Here is a 21,864-nt window from a genome sequence, read left to right as displayed (position 1 = left end):
GCAGTTTTGAAGGTATATTCCTTCGATGGCCCGGTGGCTCAGTTGGTTAGAGCGCCGCCCTGTCACGGCGGAGGTCATGGGTCCGAGTCCCATCCGGGTCGTTCATCGACAAGAGTTCGCGAAAGCGGGCTCTTTTTTTGTTTCATAGGGAATTTCGGAGAAAATTTCCTATGAAACAAAACGCTCCGCGAGGATGTGCACGCTGCTGAATCCGCGAGGAAGCGTGCGCTGCTGTCGCACATCAATTCTTTCGTTCAATAAATTTTCATAATAATCCCCCAAAAGCTATGATAGAATAGAATTGACTTCCGATTTTTACACGAGAAGGAGATGATTTTCTATGGAACTGAAACTCGAGACCGATTACATCGAATACCGTCCGGGGATGACCCTGACGGATGCATTTTCCAACGATAAAATCCCGATGCTTCAAATGAAGCACTTAAGACAATTGGATTTCCCGATCACCCGGCGCATTTCCTACGAGCGCACGGTGGATGAATTTCTTTTGCAGCTGGCGGTCAACGACGCGCTTCGCCCGCTGAAAGAACATGCTTCGATGGTGATTCTTCTGGATGAACAGGGGGCGCTGATCGAGGATGAGGGCCGGTGGAGTCTTCTGTTTACGCCAAACCGGGGAGAGCTTGTGACTATGACCGATGACGCTCCGATGTATCCGGTGCTGAAATCGCTGCTGGAAAAAGAAAAGGAGGGAAGTGTCTGCTGTGTTGATGTTCCCCAGCGCAGCCTGAAGACCATTGTCTCCGGCATTTCTCCGTTCTGTATTCTCGATGAATACTGCAAGAAGCAGCCGGGCCGGTATCTTTCGGTGGCGGAGCGGATCGTCTTTGAGGGGCCGGAGGAGCTGTTTTCCCATGTGCCGGTTTGCCATTACGGAAGAATGTCGACGGTGGACCTTGAGGAAATTGAGAACTATCACTCGATCCGGGCGCTTTTTGAAGACTATATCTATCTGTACGATCACGACGATGACATGGAGCGTCAGCAGCCGCTTTCTGTGGCGGTGTTCGGCCCTCCGGGTGCGGGAAAATCGTTTGGTGTGAAACAGATTGCCAAGAGCTGCGGAAGATTTTCCATCACTTCGCTGAATCTTTCCCAGTATTCTTCCGCATCGGAGCTGTTTGAAGCTCTGGGTGAGGCGCTCCAGAGCGAGAAGAACATGATTCCTTTGGTATTCTTCGACGAATTTGATTCCGAACTGAACGGCGTCAGCCGCGGATGGCTGAAATATTTCCTTGCGCCGATGCAGGATGGTGAGTATACCAGAAACGGCCGCATTAACCGGATCGACGGTGCGGTATTTGTCTTTGCAGGCGCAACAGCCACCTCGTTTGAGGAATTTCTTCCGAAAGATTCGGAAGCGGAGGCAAAGTTCCGCAAGGTCAAGGGACCGGATTTTGTCAGTCGCCTAAAGGGGATTCTGAATATCAAGGGCCCGAATCCGACCGGAATTACCGATCGAAGAAGTATTATCCGCAGAGCGATGCTGCTGCGGGAACAGATTGTCCGCAAAGTTCCGGGAATCTGCGATTCGGAAGGCGGTCTTGTCAACATTTCCAAGGGACTTCTGAGTGCGCTGTTAAATGTATCCGAATACCGGCATGGATCAAGATCGCTGGAATTTATTCTGGCGATGAGCCGTCTGTCCGAAGTAAACCGTTTTACGCCGTCCTGCCTTCCAATCGATGCACAGCTTGATATTCATCTGGATGTAAAGGATTTTCGAAGTAAACTTGCGTTTGAACAGATGATGGGCGATCAGGTCAACAAATATGCAAAGGTTGCGCACGAGGCTTACCGGACCCTTCATCGGATGGAGGCAGTAAAGATGGGCCTCACGCCGGAACAGCTGGAAGAGGTAGAACGCGAGCCGGAGATGGCGGAGTGGAATGATCTGGACGAGTTTTATAAAGAGGGCCATCGCTCGCAGATTCGTTTTCTCGGTGAAAAACTTCAGGCATACGATCTGAATATCGGTCTTAGGCCGATTCTGCCGGGAGCCTCCGATACGATTCAGGAGCTCTATGGCCCGACGCTGGAGCTTCTGGCAGAGATGGAACATCAGCGCTGGGTTCGTGACAAGATGGCAGACGGCTGGACATACGGACCGAAGGATTCGGAGCTGAAACGCAGCCCGGAGATGGTGCCGTATGACGAGCTTGATGAAAAGACGAAGGAATTTATCCGCGTCAGCGTGCGCTATGTTCCGAATTATCTGAATGAGCTGGGATATGAGCTCTACCGGAAATCTTATATCTGATGCCGCGTGTGATGGTGTTGGGCTTTCGCTTCCGGGGCCGCCCCGGAGTGGGCGGTTTGGAAGCGAGCTGCCTGAGAGTGAGCGGCCAGGTAGTGGATGGCCTGTTCTAATATAGGATTAGACGTATCCGAAGCAGCAAATCGTGTTCGTCATCTCGGCAGTGATAAGAAAAAATTTTAGAATACAGTTGACATTGAGGGACAAGTGGTGTTAAATAAAATCAGTAACAGTTACTGATTTTTGAAAAAGACAGGAGGCTGCAGTTGCAACGATTGAATCACAGCAGACAGCGGGAAGCAATTATGAACTGTCTTGCTCATCGTTTTGATCATCCGACCGCAGACATGGTGTACCGCGATATTCAGAAGGATTATCCAAAGATCAGCCTTGGAACCGTCTACCGGAATCTGAATCTTCTTTCGGATATGGGGATGATCCAGCGATTCAGCACGGGAGACGGGACGGAACATTTTGATGCGAATACACAGCCGCATTATCATTTTATCTGCAGAGAATGCGGAGCGGTCAGTGATATTCCCGTCGAGATGCACCACGGCATCATTTCGCATGTGGCACCGTATGTGGATGGAAAGATTGACTCGGCGGCGACATTTTTCTATGGCAAATGCGGCAGCTGTCTGAACAGCAAAGAAAGCGAAAACAATCAACCGGTTTCCGAATAAGGAGGAAAAGACTATGGCAAAATGGGTATGCAGCGTTTGTGGTTATGTTTTTGAGGGTGAGCAGGCTCCGGAGAAATGTCCGGTCTGTCAGGCACCGGCTTCCAAGTTTGTAAAGCAGGGCGATGATATGACATGGGCTGCAGAGCATGTGGTTGGTGTTGCTTCCGATGCACCGGATGACATCAAAGAGGACCTGAGATCGAATTTCCAGGGTGAGTGCTCTGAGGTTGGTATGTATCTTGCAATGAGCCGTGTTGCATACCGCGAGGGATATCCGGAGATTGGTGAGTATTATAAGACAGCTGCATTTGAAGAGGCTGAGCACGCTGCAAAGTTTGCGGAGCTACTCGGTGAGGTTCTGACCGACAGCACAAAGAAGAACCTTCAGATGCGTGTTGAGGCGGAGAACGGCGCTACTGCCGGAAAGACCGATCTTGCAAAGAGAGCGAAGGCTCTGAATCTGGATGCGATCCATGACACCGTTCATGAGATGGCTCGCGACGAGGCAAGACACGGAAAAGCATTCCTTGGACTGCTGAACAGATATTTCAAGTAATCGGACTTCGTAAAAAAGTAAGAACAAATACGGATCGAATATGAAACAAAAAAAGATGGAGATCACCGGAATGGCTGATCTCCATCTTCTTTTGCGCTTAATTCAGTTTTCCGAACCGATTACTCGCCAAATACCTTGGTGTAATCTTCCTTGAACTTCTCGATTCCGGCGTCGGTCAGCGGATGATTCATCATCTGCATCAGAACCTTGAACGGAACGGTAGCGATGTCTGCGCCGGACTTCGCACACTCGATGATGTGAAGCGGGTTGCGGACGGATGCGCAGATGATCTGAGTATCGATGTCCTCATAGTTCGCAAAGATCTCTACAATATCATAGATCAGATCGATTCCGGTTGTGGAAATGTCATCCAGTCTTCCGAGGAACGGGGAAACGTAAGTTGCGCCCGCTCTTGCAGCCAGAAGAGCCTGGTTTGCAGTGAAGATCAGTGTGCAGTTTGTCTTGATGCCCTCGGAATTCAGAACTTTGATGGCCTTCAGACCTTCTGCGGTCATCGGGATCTTGACAACCATGTTCGGATGAAGCGCTGCGATCTCACGGCCTTCGCGAATCATGCCCTCCGCGTCGGTTGTGGTAGCCTTTACCTCTCCGCTGATCGGACCGTCAACGATGGTTGTGATCTCCTTCAGAGTCTCTGCGTAATCTCTTCCTTCTTTTGCAATCAGGGACGGATTGGTGGTGACGCCGCAGATAATTCCCATGTCTGCCGCTTCTCTGATCTCATCTACATTTGCGGTATCGATAAAAAATTTCATGATGCATTCCTTTCCAGATATTCACGACTCGCCCGCGGATTTTATGCATCGGTTTCGAATCTGTATATGCAGACACAATTCCAGACCGAGACTTTGCTCACCCTCGCGGAGCGGTTACTTCAGCCGGAGCTGATCTCCGACTGAATTGATATCCAACATTTGTCAATATACACAATTTCCGCGGAAATATCAAACGATTTTCGAAAAAGCCGATAGATAACCGATCGATAACCGATAAAATGCCCCGTCACAGGAATTGCATTGTGTGACGGGGCTGTAATGAATACAGTTATTGTGTAGCGTCCATTCCGTTCTGTAATCCGGCTTTACCGGAATGCCGGCGGCGTTTATTTTACCGCAATTCCGTCATAGTAGCGGATGCCGGTGTCGGTGAACATATTCCAGTGCTTGAACCAGGTGTTCCAGAGGAGTTCATTCTCGGACGGCATGTTAACGTGATCCTTCTGGCTTACCCAGATGTACTTGTAGAGCGGTGCGCCATCTGCGCTGGTCCATACGGAAGTGTTCCAACGTCCGTCCTTTCTGGTTGCAGCGTAGCCGGCCCGGCGGACTGCGTCAACATTTTCTGCGTCAGCAAGATGATTTTTGGTCAGCCACATATTGGCAGCGTTGATCACCATGCTGGAATCCTTGTTTAAGTCATAGCTCCACATGTCGTACTCTGCCATGGTGTGAAGCATCGGAACAACCTGAGAACCGGTTTCTTCTTTTGCCATCAGCGGTCCGGAGGTTGCGCCCATTGCCGCGAAGCGGTGGGAAACATCGGTGCTGCCGAGGTAGTGGGTCATCATGCATCCCATAGAGTGACCGGTGCAGTACATACGGCCGGTGTCCGCAACGTACGGATAATTCTGGCCGATATTGTCCAGAAGATCTTTTGCGTATACGTAATCGGTGAGCTTCAGGCTCGGATCTTCGATGGTCCAGAGCGCGCGGTATGCGGTCGGGTTCTTCTCGCCTCCTCCGAGAGTGGACGGAACCGGGATCAGAGAAGACTCCGGGAATACCAGCATGATGCCCTCGCGGTCCGCAATGTTGTACCAGAGAGTGTTCTCGAAGAAGTTGCGCATGGAGGTGGAAGCACCGTGGTAAGCGACAACAACCGGAAGCTTCTGGCCTGCGTAGGCCTGCGGAATGTATACGAGATACTGGCGGTCAATGCCGTTGGAGTCTGTGAAACTACGGAATTCCACGCCGCCCTTGTTGTAATCAAACTTCCAGGAGATGGCGTTGGAAAGTACGCCGCCGCCATAGCGGTAGTACTGATCCATAAATGCCCATGCCGCATCGGTGGTATCCGTGGAGACGTAGTTATATGCCTTTGTCTCGGACTTTACAGAGTTCGCGAGAACGGCTGCGCCTTCCGGAGCAAAGCGGGAAACGGCATTTTTGTCATTTGCGGCAGCGGTCCAGTATGCGGTTACCGCTCCGGTGTTGCCGTCCTCTGCACCGTTCGCGAGGAAGACCGGAACCGGTACTTCTTTTCTGGTCACGCCGTACTTCTTGGTATCGGTATCGAAGGAAACGGCGCCGTTTTCCTTAAGGTAGGATGCGTCGATCTCACTTGCGTCAAAGAATGCAGCGCCGGCAACCGCGATCGGATTCTCCATGGCGTATTTCTGAATCAGCGATCCGATCTCGCCGTAGCCGACCAGGTAGATGGACGGACCCGGCTGGAGCCATTTCCCGGCACGGGCTGCACCGATGGCTGCCTTGACATAGTCCGCTTCCTCTTCTACGGTGCCCCAGCCGGAACCTTTCGCCGGTTCCAGAACAAAGAGGCAGATGCCTTCCTGATCCGCTTTTGCCTTCCAGCCGCTGTTCACGATGAAGTCGCCCGGATCCTGTCCTGCCGGAACGTTCATTGCGACAAACATCGCGCCCTGCGGGGTGTTGTCCGGAACATAAAGCTTGGCGGTACGTCCTTCGGAAATGTTCATTTCCAGGAAGCCCTGCCAGAGCATCGGAACGACGTTGTCTTTGCGGACGTATTTCGCGGCCTGCTTTTTCATGAGGCCGTCCAGTTCGCTGTAGACCAGTGTCGGAAGCTTGTCAAACCGTACCGCCGCGGAGGCAGTGGTGCTGCCGGCAATGATCATTCCAGCAGCGAACAGGCCGGTGAGGAATTTTTTGATGGATTTTCGCATACCGTTTTCCTTTCTTCTGATAAATGATTATTTTGTCAACTTCTCCGTGAAGAAGTTTGCAACCATATCCATGATTTCCGGCTGATAGAACTCAGCGCCGCCGTGCGTGCCGTCCTGTACGTAAACGAGCTGAGCCGGGACACCGGCTTTCTTCAGATTCTCATACAGGATCTGGGACTCGTATACGGAAACCAGATTGTCGTTTGTTCCGTGGAAGATCAGGAACGCCGGATCTTTCTTATCGATATAGGTAATCGGGTTTGCCTTCTGGGCTTTGGCCGGATCGGAATTGATGGAGCCGCCCGGGTTTGTGCCGAAGGCGGTGCCATTTACCAGCATGGCTTCCGTGGTGGATGCGGAGTCGTGAGAGGCTTCAACATCTTCACCCTGGCCCTTGCCGATGGTCTGCAGATCCGTCGGACCATAGAAATCAACGCAGGCCGCGATGTTGCTGGAGTAATTCAGGTTGTCGCCTTCCTCGAATTCCTTGACGCCGTTGGAGGTGGCAGTGAGCGTTGCCGCCCAGCCGCCGGAGGAGTCACCCCAGATACCGATCTTGTTGACATTGAGGTTGAACTCCTTGGCATGCGCGCGGACGTAGCGGATCGCTGCCTTCACGTCGATCACCTGAGACGGGAAGGTTGCCTGCGGAACAACCCGGGTCTCGACTTCGATGACAGCAAAGCCCTTCTGAGCCAGATACAGGCGCTGCTGCATAAAGCCGTCCAGATTCATGGCAGTAAAACCGCTTCCTTTGACGAACATGACAACCGGTGCGGAAGCATTGTTTTCCAGTTTTGGAAGAAGCATATTCAGGACCAAAGACTGATGGGATGAAGCGGAGTTGATCTGCTTGTAAACGATGTTGCTGACATAGTCAACGCGTGGAACTGTCTTGTTGATGGAAATGGTGACCGCATCTGCGTTCGCCTGTGCAACTGCCTCACCCGCAGCATCCAGAGCGGCAGGAGCAGCGTATGCAACGATGGGCGCGGACGCCAGAGCGGCGCAGACGCCGAGAGCCATAAGATTCTTTAACACCTTGTTTTTCATGTACATCCTCCCTAAAAGATTTTATTTGCACATAGAGTATAACCTATAAAATGCACAAAAATACGTCATGAAAATGTGATTTGTTTTGATAAATTGATGAAGAAAAAAGATAAATGCCGTCAAACTCCCTTATCGAGCCGGAAGATAAGGGATATCGGAACAAGCGATAACCGGATTGCACCGCTTTCATTGACTGTGCATCTTAGATAGATATAATTAAATTGAATGATAAATATAAATAAAGACATATAAAACACGCGCAAATCTCTGTTGTATGAAAAATTGTATTTTGAAAATATCATCATAAAAACAAGGGGGAAAAGTGATGGCAAAAACAGTCAGCGATATTCAGGAATTTATCCGGCAGCAGGGCGTGAAGATGGTGGATTTCCGTATGGTGGACATTGACGGAAAGCTTCGGCATGTGACGATTCCGGCATCCAGATTCTGCGAGGACACGGTGAAATCGGGAATCGGATTTGACGCGTCGAACTATGGATACGCTATGTTGGAAAAGAGCGACATGGTGTTTATTCCGGATCTGGACACGGCGATGCTGGACCCGTTCTGTGAGACACCGACGCTCTCCATCGGCGGAAATGCCATGGTGATCGATGACCCGGAGAATAAGCCGCTGGATCAGTATCCGAGAAATCTGACGATCGCCGCGGAGAATTATATGAAGTCCACCGGCATTGCGGACGAGATGCTGGTTCTTCCAGAACTGGAATTCTATCTCTTTGATGAGGTGAACTGGAAGGTGTCGGATGACGCGATTGCCGTCTCGATGGATACCGAGCACGCGCACTGGAACAGCGGAACCAACGGAACCGGAATGATCGTTCCGAAGCAGGGCAATTACCATATCACACAGCCGTATGATGACACTTATGACTGCCGTTCGGAAATGTGCCTGCATATGGAGGATGCCGGGATTGCGGTGAAATATCATCATCCGGAAGTCGGCGCGGCAGGGCAGTTCGAGGTGGAACCGAAGTTTGGGCCAATGCCGGCGATGGCCGATGCTGTCCTGAATATGAAATACATTATCCGCAACACTGCGTTCAAATACGGGAAGACGGCGACCTTTATGCCGAAGCCGGTCTTCGGGGAAGCAGGAAGCGGCATGCACATCCATATGATCCTTCGGAAGAACGGACACACCATCTTCTCCGATGATCAGGGCGACGCGCATCTGAGTCAGGAAGCCCATTATTTTATGGGCGGACTTCTGGAACATATCGGATCGCTGTGCGCGATCACGAACCCGAGTACGAACTCGTTCAAACGTCTGGTGCCGGGATATGAAGCGCCGGTTACCGTCGGATATGCGACCGGAAACCGCAGCGCGGTCATCCGGATTCCGGCGTATGCGAAGAGCCCGGAGGTGCGCCGTTTTGAGATTCGCAATCCGGATGCGACCTGCAACCCGTATTACGCGATGGCAGCATTGCTGATGGCGGGACTGGACGGAATCCGGCGGAAGATCGATCCGAGAGACCGCGGATGGGGACCGTTCAGCGTGAACCTGTTCAATCTCCCCGCGGAGGAGCAGGCAAAACTTGAGCATCTGCCGACCAGTCTGGAGCAGGCGCTCGACTGTCTGGAAAAAGATCACGATTATCTGATGGAAGGCGGTGTGTTCCCGGAGCATTTGATCCGGAATTTCATCGCGAGAAAGCGCGAGGAATGCCGGGAGATTTCGACGGTACCGAATCCGATCGAGTTTGAAAAGTATTATAATGCCTGACAGATAGCATAACAGCGACAGGTCATGGTTAGAAGCCGTGACCTGTCGCTGTTTTTTTCAAAATGGAATAATTGATAAAACGATAAACGGATCCGTTGAGCCATTTTTTTGGAGAGGCTAACTTGCCAAAGCCCACGCCCCGGTGAGGAGCTGGCGACTGCTGCGAAACGCTCGAAACTTGCGAAGTGTGTTTCAGCTCGTTTTGGCTCAGTCTTTTTTTGCGGTCTGCGCGATCCTGGTATCCTGAACCGTCGAGAAGAACTGCTGCATCAGCTCAATCAGATAGGAAGAGTATTTGGTGAGATACCGCTGGCGGTTCCGGATCAGCATCAGATCCTGATACATTCGCTCGCCGTTCAGAAGAAGCGGGAAAATGTTCAGGCTGTCCGGAATCTCATGATGGCGCGACAAAAGCGCCATGCGGGTGGAGTAAAATGCGGCCGGTCCGCGGAATGCAATACTCAGATAGAGCTGCATGTAAGAGCAGGTGATATACGGTTTCGGGGCAAAACCGGCTTCATCAAAGCAGTGCTGGACCTGCTTTCCGAGGCGGTTGTTGAAGAGCATGAACGGGAGCCGGGAAAAATCGGCGATATCCGCTCCATGGATGGATTTTTCCTCCAGCGCGGCTGCTGCGTCTTCGCCGTAACAGGATACGAGAAGGTCGTGCGGAATGCAGAGGAAGATCTGGTCTTTCATCAGTTCCGTCTGGATCAGATTCGGATCGTCGCTGGTGGACGCGATCACCGCCATGTCAAGGTCGCCGCCGGTCACCATCGGCTCCAGATTTTTCGTGATATCGTCATCGATCCGCAGTTCGACATGCGGGTAGCGCTCGGTAAAGAACGGAAGAATCACCGGGAGACAGGCATTCAGTCGAAGCGTACTTCCGCCCAGGTTGATTACACCGGTGTCATCCTGCTTGACTTCCGCAAGGATATCCGTCAGGTTGGCCTGCTCGGCCAGAACGGTATCGGCGAAGCGGAGAACCTTCTCGCCGGCGTAGGTCAGAGATAGGGAGGGCTTACGGTGAAACAGCTTTACGCCGAGGCTTTCCTCCATGCGGATGATGTGGTTGCTCAGTGTCTGCTGTGAGATAAAGAGACGGTTTGCGGTCCGTGTCATGTGCAGATCTTTGGTCAGTTCGCGAAAGTAATACAGACTTGTTATATCCATGGCATACCTCTCGATGCGGGATCTCGATTTCAGTTAAAACAAAGTATAGCATAAGATGAGCCGCTGTAAATACCAACTACAAAGAAATGTTGTCAATATAGCAAAAATTGAATGTTTGCTTTGTGGAAGAGAAGCGATTATCATATGACCATCGAAAGACAGGGCACAAAAGGAAACGCCGCAGATACAGATCTGACGGCGGCCGGGAGTGCTGCTTCGATCAAAAATACGTGTGTATCACCCCATTTTGTCATAGTTATACCATACTACCATACCATACGAAAAAGCCGGCGCTGGGGTGCGTCGGCTTTTTCGTATGCTCCGCGAGGATGCGCACGCCGCTGTAAGCAAATTCACTAAGCTCGAGAAAACCTCGCTAAGGAAGCTGTTACCTAACGGTGACCAGCGGCGGACTTTGTTCTGTGAATTCCGATTAACCACCCGCCTGTGTGGGCTGATGGATATGTTGGAGTCTGAGGAGATTCGGTTAACCTCTTTTATTGATTCCGAGAAGGAAACGGATCATTTCGGAAGAACAGCGGAATTTCTTGATGATGACGCCGTTGGTTTTGGATCTCATAAGATAGATGTCGTCATCATTTTCCAGAACGGATGTGATTTCGCTGTACGGGATCGTCACGGTTGTGCCGAGTTCGGTCCAGCTCTCGTCCAGGTGATCTTCATAGAAGACCAGAGACTGCGTGGTCTCATACAGAACTTTGGTCCGGTCGTAGGCGGCGTTCAGAAGCTTCGGCCACAGATTGTGAAAGAAATACAGATAGATAAAGCCAACGGTCAGGCAGATAAATGCGGGAATCATCCGCTGGCTCAGAAAGTTCAGGATGGAGACGGCGTAGAGCAGGATGCCGATTCCGGTGGAAAACAGATTGACGATGAGTTTTTTGGAACCGGATACGGTGTTGCTGTAGCGCAGATAATCTTCCCGGTTTAAGACTTCGGTGATGTTGTAAAGTGGTTCCATGAGAAAACCTCCTGAATGATGGAAAAACGTTGATGGATCGGGGCGGAGCAGCCTTTTCCGGCGGATTTGGCCGGTGCGTACGGGACATGGTTCGGGGAGTATCCGCTTCGGCAGCAGTATGCGGGAATGTCCGGGATCCGCGTTCTATCAAGCATATCGTAAACGTCGTGGAAATACAATGAGAAAGCGAAGGTGGGCGTCGGAGCTGGGCGCAAAAGGACTATGACATTCCAAAATTCCACACTAAAAATTGTGCATATTTTCTATAAAATGGAATGAAAAGCAAAGTGAGAGGACGAAAAAATAAAAAAATATGTATTAATTTTTATCAATAATAAAAAGAAAATAATATCTTGAGGCGATACAAGAAAAAATTGTGACTTTGCAAAAATTTGGTTGTTTGCTTTGTGAGATTGTATGAATTATCATACAGGCATACATGGGGAAGCACTTTATAAAGTGCAATATTTCACAAAGATCCGGAACAAAAACGAAGGTTTTTTGTCCCAAAAAACGAAGGGAGTACTCTTATGATGAAGAAAACATGGGCAGCATTACTCACAGCAGCTATGACCGCAGCAACCCTTGCAGGCTGCGCAAATGCTAACTCCGCTGGTTCTGCTCCGGCTACTACCGCTGCAGCTGCTGAGACCAAGGCAGCAGGCGAGTCCAAGGCGGCAGATGCAGGCGCAACAACGGATTGGCCGAAGAAGGCGGTAACCGTAACACTTCCGTACAGCGCAGGCGGTGATACCGATACTTACTGCCGTGCTCTGTTCCAGGCAGTCGGCGAGAAGCTCGGCCAGAACTTCGTCATCACAAACCTTACCGGCGGTTCCGGTCTGGTAGCTGCAAAGGACGTTATGAGCAAGGCTCCGGACGGTTACAACATTTTCTTCACACATACCGGTGCAGCGCTGGTTCAGGAAGCAATGGGAACCGCAGATTTCTCTTACACCGATAACTTTACAAACGTATGTACCGTGGCAGAAGATGCAACCTACACACTGGTAGCTCTTTCCCCGAACGGTTCCTACAAGCAGTACAGCCGCGGCTGGAACAACCTGGAGGATATGATCGCCGACGCAAAGGCTAATCCGGGCGTTGTTCGCTACTCTACCGTATTCGGTTCCACAACCCAGTACGTTGGTAACTCTCTTGAGAAGGCAGCAGGCATCCAGTTCGATAACATCGATGTAGGTACTGCAGCAGGCGATCGTCTTGCAGCATTCCTTGGCGGACAGGTTGACCTGATCGCGGTTAACTACATGAACGTAGAAGACTACATCGAAAAAGGTGATGTCATCGCTCTCGGTGTTTTCTCCGATAAGCCGATGGATGGCGTAGACGTTAAGACTCTGAAAGAGCAGGGTTATGACTGCAAGTCCACAAAGAAGTATGAGGTTAAGTTCCCGGCAGGCGCAGATCAGGCAATCGTAGACAAGCTGTCTGCTGCTTGTAAGGAAGTTGCTGAGTCGGAGGAGTTCAAGAAGACTCTTGCTACCTACCACGCAGCTCCGCTTTACAGAGATGCTGAGACCACAGGCAAGGAAGACAAGGCTGAGGTTGAAGAGCTGAAGGCAGCAATGGCTCAGTAATTCATATCCGGTCTGACGAAAACCTATTTTGAGTAACTGTAGATCCTCCGGGACTGAAGTTCAGTTCCGGGGGATTTTAAAAAGAGTGAGATAGAAAGACTTTTTTTTGCGACCTGACATGAAAGACACAGCACAGAAGTGATGTCAGTTTGTGCAGGCTATAAGAAAGGAGAAGACAATGACGAACAAGCAGAGAGACCTGCTTACATCCGTGATCTTTCTTGCATTCGGCGCGTTTATGATGAGCTGTGCCGTGGGAATCAGAAAGACGATCGCGTCGGATGTTGGTTCCGGTTATGTGCCGATGTTTATTGCCGGATGTATGATTGTTGTTTCCATCGCGAAACTGATCATCACACTGACCAGAAAAGTACCTACAGACAATATCAAACCGAAGAGTGACGATGATCTGATCGGCGGTATCGGCACCATTGTCCTGATGCTGCTGTATATGGCAATGTTCCAGCCGGTAGGCTTCGTTCTGTCCTCCGCCGTCTATCTGTTCGCGCAGATTCTCTGGCTCAGCGACAATACCAATCGTAAACCGGTTCTGTTCGCGGTTATCGCCGTTGCGGTTCCGCTGGCAGTTGATCTTCTGTTTGCGTATGTGATCCAGATGCCGCTTCCGCAGGGCGTCTTCGGATTCTGAGAAGGAGGGATATAACAAATGGTAGCACAGGCATTTATCAATGTATTTAATCCCTACTGTCTCTTCCTGATCTGGTTCGGAACCATGATCGGAATCATCTTCGGATCGATTCCGGGACTGTCCGCAACCATGGCAGTCGTTCTCTTCCTTCCGCTTACCTTCGGAATGGAAGCAACCAACGGTATCGCCCTTTTGGTAGGTCTTTACATGGGAGGTATCTCCGGTGGTCTGATCTCCGCGATCCTTCTGAAGATTCCGGGAACACCGTCCTCCATCTCCACCGTATTTGACGGCGGCCCGATGGCAGAACGCGGTGATGCCGGACGGGCTCTCGGTGTCGGAATTCTGTATTCGTTCATCGGTTCAATCATCGGTATCGTGGCGCTGGCATTTATTTCCCCGTTCCTTGCGAAGGTCTGCCTGCTTTTCTCGGCAGCGGACTATTTCTCGGTAGCGGTATTTTCTCTGACCATCATCGCGTCTCTTTCCGGTAAGGATATGCTGAACGGACTGATCGCGGGACTGGTGGGTATCTCGCTGAAGATGGTCGGCATGGCGCCGATCGATGCGCAGACAAGATTCACATTCGGCAACTATCAGCTTCTTTCCGGTTTTGATATCACGGTTCTTCTGATCGGTGTATTCGCGGTAACCGATATCATTCTCACCGGTTTTGACCGTAAGCACCTCAGCGACCGTTTCCAGAAAAAGGGCTACAACCTGAAGGGTTACGGCGTGACCATGAAGGAATTCATCGAGCAGCTTCCGAATGCACTGATCTCTTCTGTGATCGGTATCGCAATCGGTATCCTTCCGGGGATCGGCGGTTCCACAGCGGGACTGCTCTCCTACACAATGGTTCGCAATACCTCCAAGTATCCGGAGAAGTTCGGAACCGGTATCATCGATGGTGTCATCGCTTCTGAGGCGGCAAACAATGCCGTTATCGGCGGTTCCCTTGTTCCGCTTCTGTGCATGGGTATCCCGGGCAACACCGTAGCGGCGGTATTCCTCGGCGGTCTGCAGGTTCATGCGATCAGCCCGGGTCCGCTGATCTTTGACAAATCCGGACAGTACGTTTACGGCATCTATTTTGCCCTGATCGTGTCCTCCGTGTTCATGCTGATCTTCGAAAGACTCGGTCTTCCGATCTTTGTAAAACTCCTTGATATTCCGAAGCACATCCTTCTTCCGATCATCATGGTAATGTGCTGCGTCGGCGGATACAGCGCGGGAAGCCGTGTATTTGATGTACAGTGCATCCTGTTCTTCGGACTTCTCGGACTGCTCTTCAAGAAACTGAAGGTTCCGTCCACTCCGCTGATCATCGGATTCATCCTCGGATCCATGCTGGAGGAGAATCTTCGTCAGGCACTCCAGGCGAGCCACGGAAGCTGGATGATCTTCCAGCAGAGACCGATCTCCGCAGCGTTCCTGATCGTCGGTGTGGTATCCGTTACCTGGACGGTTCGCAAGAACCTTCAGGAGAAGAAGGCAGCCGCTGCGAAGGGCGAGGAAGTCGATACTTCCGAAGAGGAAGGCTGACAAAACAAATCTGCGGAAATTGGCGTCCCGCGGAACGGCGAATCATCTGATACGTAATCATCATATGAAGCATAATTGAGATCATGGGCAGTTTGCAGCATGATATGCTTTCGGGCCCGGTTTTTCCGGGCCCGTTGTTGCGTCCATGCGGCATTGTTGTTGCATGGATTTGTCACCTTCTTAATTATAGAAAGGACATTTTATGTTAGTAATCAAAAACGGACATATCATTGACCCCGCGAACAATATCGACGGAGTCATGGATGTCATGGTGGAAGGCAGCCGCATCAGGGCAGTCGGACCGGATCTTCCGGAAGACACCATCAATACGATCGATGCGGCCGGATGCTATGTCACTCCGGGACTGGTTGATCATCACGCCCATGTGTGGCCTCTGGCCAATATCGGCCTTCCGGCGGCAAGCGCCTGCTTCGGCGCCGGCGTGACCACGGTGGTGGATGCAGGAAGCTCGGGGCCGGCAAATTATCATATGTACCGTCCGTTCATTCAGATGGATAAAGTCCGGATCAAGGCCTATGTCAATGTCTGCACCACCGGTCTTCAGTCCCTTCCCACACCGGAGGATGTGGCGCCGGACCATATCGATGAAGGCAAACTCCGTGCCTGCTTTGCGCAGTACGGGGATGAGCTTCTGGGACTGAAGCTTCGCACCAGCAGGTTTATCGTGAAGGATATGGGTTATGAGCCGCTGAAGAAAACCATTCAGGTGGCGGAACACCTCGGCGTGTCGGTTATGGTTCACTGCACGGATCCGCCGGCAGAGCTCTCGGAACTGTTGGAGATTCTCCGCCCGGGGGATGTCATCACCCATATGTATATGAACAAAGGATCCAGTCTCGTTCAGAACGGAAAGGTCATCGAAGCGGCCTACAAAGCGCGGGAACGCGGCGTCATCTTTGAGACGGCGGACGCGAGAGAGCATTTCGGCCTTCCGGTGGCCCGGGCGGCGATCGGGGAGGGATTCCTTCCGGATATCATCGCATCGGATCTGACACACCTGAGCATGCATCTGAGACCGACTTCCTTCAACATGGCCATGCAGATCTCCAAGTATGCGGCCCTCGGCATTCCGTTCTATGAGATTATTCGCCGCTGCACCATCAATCCGGCAAAGCATATGGGAATGGAGGACCAGATCGGATCGCTGACCGTCGGCCATCCTGCGGACATCGCGGTTTATCGCCCGGTGGACAAGGAAAATGTCTTCGGCGACCGTTCCTTCGGCCATCCGGATCAGACGACCATGACCGGGCACCTAGTATACCAGCCGGTACTGACGGTAAAGGACGGAGAGATGGTTCACCGCGACGTGACATTCTGATTCGGCCTGTATACGGTTTCCGGCTGAAGTCTAACAATCCGCGAAGATGAGCGCAGACCGGAAGGAAAACATTAACAAAGAAAGTTTGTAAAAAAACCAATTTTACACTGTTTGAATTTGAGAAACCGGAAGAGTAACATATCGGATATAAGATAACAATGCACATAACACCGGATGCGTATCACACGAATCCGAATAGTTTAAAAAGGAGAAATATCATGTCAGTAGGAAAGAGAATCTATCTGAAGAGAAATATGCCGGATCCGAAGCTCATCGAGGAATTCAAGAAGATCCCGGCTTCCAATACCGCAGACGTTATGGGACGCAGCTGCGCAATGAATCCGAGAATTCATCTGGTATCCAGCCCGAAGGCTCAGATGATGTGCGGACCGGCTTACACCGTTAAGTGCCGTGCCGGTGATAACCTGGCTCTTCACGCAGCACTGAACTTCTGCCAGGAGGGCGATGTTCTGGTTGTATCCAACGAAGAGGACAACACCCGTGCACTGATGGGTGAGGTTATGATGGCTTATCTGTATCTTCAGAAGAAGATCGCAGGTATCATCCTGGACGGCCCGATCCGTGACATCGATGAGATCGGCAAGTGGGACTTCCCGGTATACGCTACCGGCACGACTCCGGGCGGCCCGTACAAAGAGGGTCCGGGCGAAATCAACGTTCCGATCTCCTGCGGCGGTATCAGCGTAAACCCGGGCGATATCATTCTGGCAGATCCGGATGGTATCATCTGCATCCCGAGAAATGACGCAGCGGAAGTTCTTCCGAAGGCTCAGGCATTCATGGAGGCTGACGGCGGCAAGCTCGAGAAGACCAAGGCAGGCACCATCAACCGTGACTGGGTCAACAAGACTCTGGCTGACAAGGAATTCGAGATCATCGACGGAGTATACGAGAACTGATCGGAGAGGATTCCTCGGGATTTCCCGAAGGTTACCATTTTTCAATGAATACGGATCTTTGGAAGACCGCGTAAGGATGCGTGTCTTCCGGGGATATCGGAATACAGTGAACATGTCAAACACACACATCGAGAGAGGTTAAATTATGGGTTGGAAAATTCTTTTGCCGCAGGAAATCATGGAAGAGGGCGAGCAGCTTCTGAGAGATGCAGGCCACACACTGATCAAGGGCCGTGGCTTCGAGTCTGAGGATGTTAAGGCAGACTTCGAAGAGTATCAGCCGGATGCGATCATCGTTCGTATCACAAAGATGACAAGAGAAGTACTGAAGGCAAACCCGAACCTGAAGTGCCTCGTTCGTCACGGCGCTGGCTACGATACCGTAGACCTTGAGACCTGCCGTGAGATGGGCGTTCAGACTCTGTACGCACCGGTTGCAAACAGCACATCCGTAGCAGAGACTGCACTTCTTCTTATGTTCGAGATGAGCCGTAACGTTACTGTTCTTCATAAGACATGGGTAGATGACTTCTACAAGGCAAAACTGAAGGTTAGAAAGAACACTCTGAACGGTAAGACACTTGGTCTCATCGGCTGCGGTAACATCGGAAGCCGTGTTGCCAAGAGAGCGCTTGCGCTTGAGATGAACGTTCTGGCTTACGATCCGTACAAGCCGGCAAAGGATTTCCCGGATGGCGTTGAGGTTGTTCGTGATATTGACCGCATCTTCAACGAGTCTGATTACGTATCCCTGCATGCTCCGTCCACATCTGTCACAAAGGGCATGATCACCATGGATCGCCTGAAGCAGATGAAGGATACCGCATTCCTGATCAATACAGCACGCGGTGCTCTGGTTGACGAAGACGCTCTGTACGAGGCATGCCGCGACGGCATCATCGCAGGTGCAGGTATCGACGCTCTGAAGCAGGAGCCGGTAGATCCGAAGAACCCGCTTCTTACACTGGACAATGTTATCATGTATCCGCACATCGGCGGCAACACGACAGAGGCAGCTCACAGAGCTTCCTACTTTGCTGCAATGGGTGTAAATGAGTGCTACGAGGGCAAGAACCCGACATGGCCGATCCCGCAGATCGATTATGAGACAGCACCGACTTATGATGACGTAAAGAAGCCGAACACAAAGCCGGCAGGCATGTTCGATTTCTAATCAATCCGCTCATTTCCCAATATGGTTGAACCCTCCTTTTGAGACCATATGATTTGAACATATGCTTTCGGTCTTCCGCATGGCGGAAGACCCGGAAGGCCATGGAATCCCGTGTTTCCGACCTCATGCTGCGAGGCGGAAGCGCGGGATTTTTTATTTCATAGGAAATTTCTCCGAAATTCCCTATGAAATAAAAACGCTCCGCGAGGATAATTCAACTATAATTCTTTGTCAATAATTCAATTTATCTGTGTTTGAATTGTTACTTTGCCGTGAAATATAATCACCATAAGAACAAAGAAACGGAAACATCCGGGGATCGGGGAATGGAAAAACGATGATCCGGAGCCGTTCAGGGGTAAACAATGTTCCGCCAGGGGGTATCGGTCGGAACGCATTCAATGGAGGTAAACCTATGAGTCCTATCACAATCACTCTGATTGTGCTTGCAGCGATGATTGCGCTCTTTATCGCAGAGCCGTTCCCGATCGCTGTCACCGCAATCGGCGCATCCATCGTTCTTGCCTATACAGGCATCATCGAGACAAAAGACATCTTCAGCGGTTATAATAGTACTACGATTGTGCTTCTGGCCGGCATGATGGTCATCGGTTCGTCCCTCTTCCACACCGGTATCACAGACATGATCGGTGAGAAGATGGTAAAGCTGACCGGTAAAAATGAGAGAAACATTATTCTCGTAACCCTTATCGTTTCCTGCCTGCTGAGTTCCATCTGCTCCAACATCGGTGTTATGACAGCGATGGCTCCGCTGGTAACCGCGATGTGTATCTCCGCAGGATTCGGACCGTCCAAGTCTCTCCTTGCACTTCTTTTCGGTGCACAGTTCGGTGGTTTCGTAACGCTGGTCGGCGTAGGTTCCAATGCATCCGCAGCCAACGCCATGGCGGATCTCGGCCTCACTCCGTTCGGATTCTTCAGCATCACTCCGTTCGGTCTCGGCGTGTGCGTTCTCGGAACCCTGTACTTCACCTTCATCGGATCTAAGCTGATTCCGGATACCGGTTATGTTCCGGAGTTCGCAAAGACCGAGAAGAAGGAACTCAACAAGACAAAGGCAACCATTGCAGCGGTAACCATGGCAGCGGTTCTCGTTGTCATCGCAGCAAACTTCAAGGCAGTTCCGATGCACATCGCAGCCGTTATCGGTGCGCTGGTTATCGTTGGAACAAAGTGCATGACTCTTCAGGATGCCATCAAGGCAATTGACTGGAACTGTATGATTCTGGTTGGATCGCTGACTGCCATCTCCACCGGTGTAAAGAACTCCGGTACCGGTGATGCGGTCGCTCAGATCATTCTGAATCTCCTCGGCGAGCACCCGAGCACATTCATGATCACAACCCTGATCTTCTTTGCTTCCGCATTCCTGACTCAGGTTATGTCCAACATTCCGACCATTCTTCTGTTCATGCCGATCGGGGTATCGGTTGCACAGCAGATCGGCGTAAGCCCGTATCCGATTGCAATGATCATCACCCTTGCCGGTGCTGCTTCCTATGCAACTCCGTTTGCGGCTCCGCAGAACATGATGACCGTTGGATGGACACAGTATAAGTTCATTGATTTCATGAAGATCGGTCTTCCGATGCTTCTCATCACCTATCTGGTTGTACTGCTGGTAACACCGATTTACATGCCGTACTAAGGAAAAGCGATGGTATCCGTGGTTTCCGGTGTCATAGGAAACGGATGTTTCGCATCGATAATCCGGCAGGGGAAACGCTGACAAAGTGTTTTCCTGGGATTTGGAGATTGATCGGTATTTATGGCCCGCCGGGCAGTAGATACGATTAAGATATGTTTCTACATAGCGAAGGAGGGCGGCTGCGCATCGGAGGATGCGGCTGCCCTCTGTTCGTCTGATGAAGGCAGGAGGAAAATGATGAAGGACCTGATAAGAGGCGCGATTGACCTGCATATTCACACTTCACCGGATGTTGTGAAGAGAAAATGTGATGATCTGGAGCTGGCAGAGCGGCTTCTTGCCGCGGGTATGGGCGGCTGTCTGATCAAGAATCACTATCTGGACACGGCGGCGAGGGCGAAACTGGTACAGAAACTCTATCCGCAGCTCCGCATTGAGGGCGGAATCGCCCTGAACCGGTCGGCGGGCGGACTGAACCCGTATGCGATCGAGAGAAGCGCGCAGGCTGGCGGACATTTTATGTGGTTCCCGACTCTCGAAGCGAGAGCGTATTTTGCGATCACTCATAAGGATTCCGCTCCGGAGGAACAGGAGAAGTTTATTCCGGTCTGCGGCGCGGACGGGGAGCTTCTTCCGGAGGCAGAGGAAGTGCTAGACGCCTGTGAGGCGCATAAGATGATTGTCGGCACCGGACACATTTCCGCAAAGGAGGGAATGAAGGTGGTCGAGGGAGCGATCCGCAGAGGACTCCAGCCGGTACTGACACATTGTGACAACCCGAACGACTGCTACACGATCGAAGAGCAGAAGAAGGCGGCCGGGATGGGGGCGGTGATCGAGCACAGCTATTTCACCGTATACCATAATCGCGTGATGATCGAAGAGATCGCGGAGCAGATTCGGGCGGTGGGCTGTGAACATGTTATTTTGGACACCGATGCTGGGCAGCTGAATTCCCCGTACTCCGACGAGGGACTTGCCGAGTTTGCGGAGAAGCTGATGGGCGTTGGATTCACCGAAGCCGAGATCCGCCGGATGATCTGCGACAACCCGAGAAAGCTTCTGGACGGAGAAAAGCTGAGCTGAGACAATCCGAAAAACTTCTGGATGGAGAAAAGCTGAGCTGCGCCCCCGGGGAAGCTTCCGGATGAAGAACGGCGGAGCCAGAATTAAGCAGAAGAGCAGAATTTTCAGGATAAGATCATAAAATATCGCGAAGAGATTGAAACCGATCCGGATGGATGGGAAACGATCTCTCCGCGATTTTTTTTATTTCACAGGAACGAGCTCTGCATTTCCTGTGAAATAAAGAACGTTCCGTGAGGATGAACACGCTGCTTGGCGGGATATCACCTTGCGGACTTTGTTCTTTCATAGGAAATTTCTCCGAAATTCCCTATGAAATAAAAACGCTCCGCGAGGATGCGCACGCCGCTGTAAGCAAATTCACTAAGCTCGAGAAAACCTCGCTAAGTGAATTTCCATGGCACGCACTAAGCTCGAAAAGACCTCGCTAAGAGCTTCGCCAAGGAAGCTGTCACC

17 protein-coding genes and 1 tRNA gene are annotated in these 21,864 nt (G+C 51.3%); 13 read left to right on the top strand and 5 right to left on the bottom strand.

Features of this window, described 5'->3' with window-relative positions; translation table 11 throughout:
• Positions 1-27: 27 nt before the first annotated feature.
• From BMW41_RS11010 to BMW41_RS10995, 4 genes are all read left to right on the top strand, one after another.
• Positions 28-101, top strand: a tRNA-Asp gene (locus BMW41_RS11010).
• 239 nt (positions 102-340) lie between these two features.
• On the top strand, positions 341-2,281 hold the full coding sequence (locus BMW41_RS11005; protein ID WP_031474770.1) for a RyR domain-containing protein: 1,941 nt from the start codon (positions 341-343) through the stop codon (positions 2,279-2,281).
• 263 nt (positions 2,282-2,544) lie between these two features.
• Positions 2,545-2,964, top strand: coding sequence for a Fur family transcriptional regulator (locus tag BMW41_RS11000; RefSeq protein WP_074650128.1), 420 nt, complete (start codon positions 2,545-2,547; stop codon positions 2,962-2,964).
• Positions 2,965-2,977: 13 nt separating this feature from the next.
• Positions 2,978-3,520, top strand: a complete 543-nt coding sequence (locus tag BMW41_RS10995; RefSeq protein WP_074650127.1) for an NADH peroxidase — start codon at positions 2,978-2,980, stop codon at positions 3,518-3,520.
• Between the two features lie 119 nt (positions 3,521-3,639).
• On the opposite strand, the gene fsa is transcribed toward BMW41_RS10995, so the two are convergent.
• The 3 genes from fsa to BMW41_RS10980 form a co-directional block, all read right to left on the bottom strand.
• Complete coding sequence (gene fsa, locus BMW41_RS10990; protein ID WP_031474527.1) at positions 3,640-4,296, bottom strand: fructose-6-phosphate aldolase; 657 nt, start codon at positions 4,294-4,296, stop codon at positions 3,640-3,642.
• A 347-nt stretch (positions 4,297-4,643) separates the two neighbouring features.
• Entirely contained in the window at positions 4,644-6,464 is a 1,821-nt protein-coding gene (locus BMW41_RS10985; RefSeq protein WP_074650126.1) for an alpha/beta hydrolase family protein, read from the bottom strand.
• A 27-nt stretch (positions 6,465-6,491) separates the two neighbouring features.
• On the bottom strand, positions 6,492-7,517 hold the full coding sequence (locus BMW41_RS10980) for an alpha/beta hydrolase (protein ID WP_074650125.1): 1,026 nt from the start codon (positions 7,515-7,517) through the stop codon (positions 6,492-6,494).
• Positions 7,518-7,842: 325 nt separating this feature from the next.
• Between BMW41_RS10980 and glnA the strand changes: the two genes are divergently transcribed.
• Positions 7,843-9,267, top strand: coding sequence for a type I glutamate--ammonia ligase (gene glnA, locus BMW41_RS10975; RefSeq protein ID WP_074650124.1), 1,425 nt, complete (start codon positions 7,843-7,845; stop codon positions 9,265-9,267).
• A 207-nt stretch (positions 9,268-9,474) separates the two neighbouring features.
• Here the strand turns inward: glnA and BMW41_RS10970 are convergent, their stop codons facing one another.
• Entirely contained in the window at positions 9,475-10,443 is a 969-nt protein-coding gene (locus BMW41_RS10970) for a LysR family transcriptional regulator (RefSeq protein ID WP_074650123.1), read from the bottom strand.
• Positions 10,444-10,930: 487 nt separating this feature from the next.
• Entirely contained in the window at positions 10,931-11,425 is a 495-nt protein-coding gene (locus tag BMW41_RS10965) for a YcxB family protein (protein ID WP_074650122.1), read from the bottom strand.
• Between the two features lie 530 nt (positions 11,426-11,955).
• Here BMW41_RS10965 and BMW41_RS10960 point away from each other — a divergent pair.
• From BMW41_RS10960 to BMW41_RS10925, 8 genes are all read left to right on the top strand, one after another.
• Positions 11,956-13,023 (top strand): tripartite tricarboxylate transporter substrate binding protein, encoded by a 1,068-nt coding sequence (locus BMW41_RS10960; RefSeq protein ID WP_242870343.1) that lies wholly within the window; start codon positions 11,956-11,958, stop codon positions 13,021-13,023.
• Positions 13,024-13,201: 178 nt separating this feature from the next.
• Positions 13,202-13,672: a tripartite tricarboxylate transporter TctB family protein gene (locus BMW41_RS10955; protein ID WP_074650121.1), complete on the top strand. Its 471-nt coding sequence runs from the start codon at positions 13,202-13,204 to the stop codon at positions 13,670-13,672.
• Between the two features lie 18 nt (positions 13,673-13,690).
• Positions 13,691-15,217, top strand: a complete 1,527-nt coding sequence (locus BMW41_RS10950; RefSeq protein ID WP_074650120.1) for a tripartite tricarboxylate transporter permease — start codon at positions 13,691-13,693, stop codon at positions 15,215-15,217.
• Between the two features lie 202 nt (positions 15,218-15,419).
• On the top strand, positions 15,420-16,559 hold the full coding sequence (locus BMW41_RS10945) for an amidohydrolase family protein (protein ID WP_074650119.1): 1,140 nt from the start codon (positions 15,420-15,422) through the stop codon (positions 16,557-16,559).
• Positions 16,560-16,777: 218 nt separating this feature from the next.
• A complete protein-coding gene (locus BMW41_RS10940) occupies positions 16,778-17,479 on the top strand; it encodes an RraA family protein (protein WP_031474546.1) in 702 nt (233 codons plus the stop codon).
• 145 nt (positions 17,480-17,624) lie between these two features.
• Positions 17,625-18,653, top strand: coding sequence for a hydroxyacid dehydrogenase (locus BMW41_RS10935; RefSeq protein WP_074650118.1), 1,029 nt, complete (start codon positions 17,625-17,627; stop codon positions 18,651-18,653).
• Positions 18,654-19,068: 415 nt separating this feature from the next.
• Positions 19,069-20,322 (top strand): SLC13 family permease, encoded by a 1,254-nt coding sequence (locus BMW41_RS10930; protein ID WP_074650117.1) that lies wholly within the window; start codon positions 19,069-19,071, stop codon positions 20,320-20,322.
• A 237-nt stretch (positions 20,323-20,559) separates the two neighbouring features.
• The gene (locus BMW41_RS10925) at positions 20,560-21,408 is read left to right on the top strand and encodes a DUF6282 family protein (RefSeq protein ID WP_074650116.1); all 849 of its coding nucleotides are present in this window, start codon (positions 20,560-20,562) and stop codon (positions 21,406-21,408) included.
• The last annotated feature ends 456 nt before the right edge of the window (positions 21,409-21,864 follow it).

Origin of the sequence: [Clostridium] aminophilum (assembly GCF_900101295.1) — a bacterium.
GTDB lineage: Bacteria > Bacillota > Clostridia > Lachnospirales > Lachnospiraceae > Clostridium_R > Clostridium_R aminophilum_A.
Note: the sequence above shows the minus strand (reverse complement) of the source record. Positions and strands in the feature narration are given on the sequence as shown.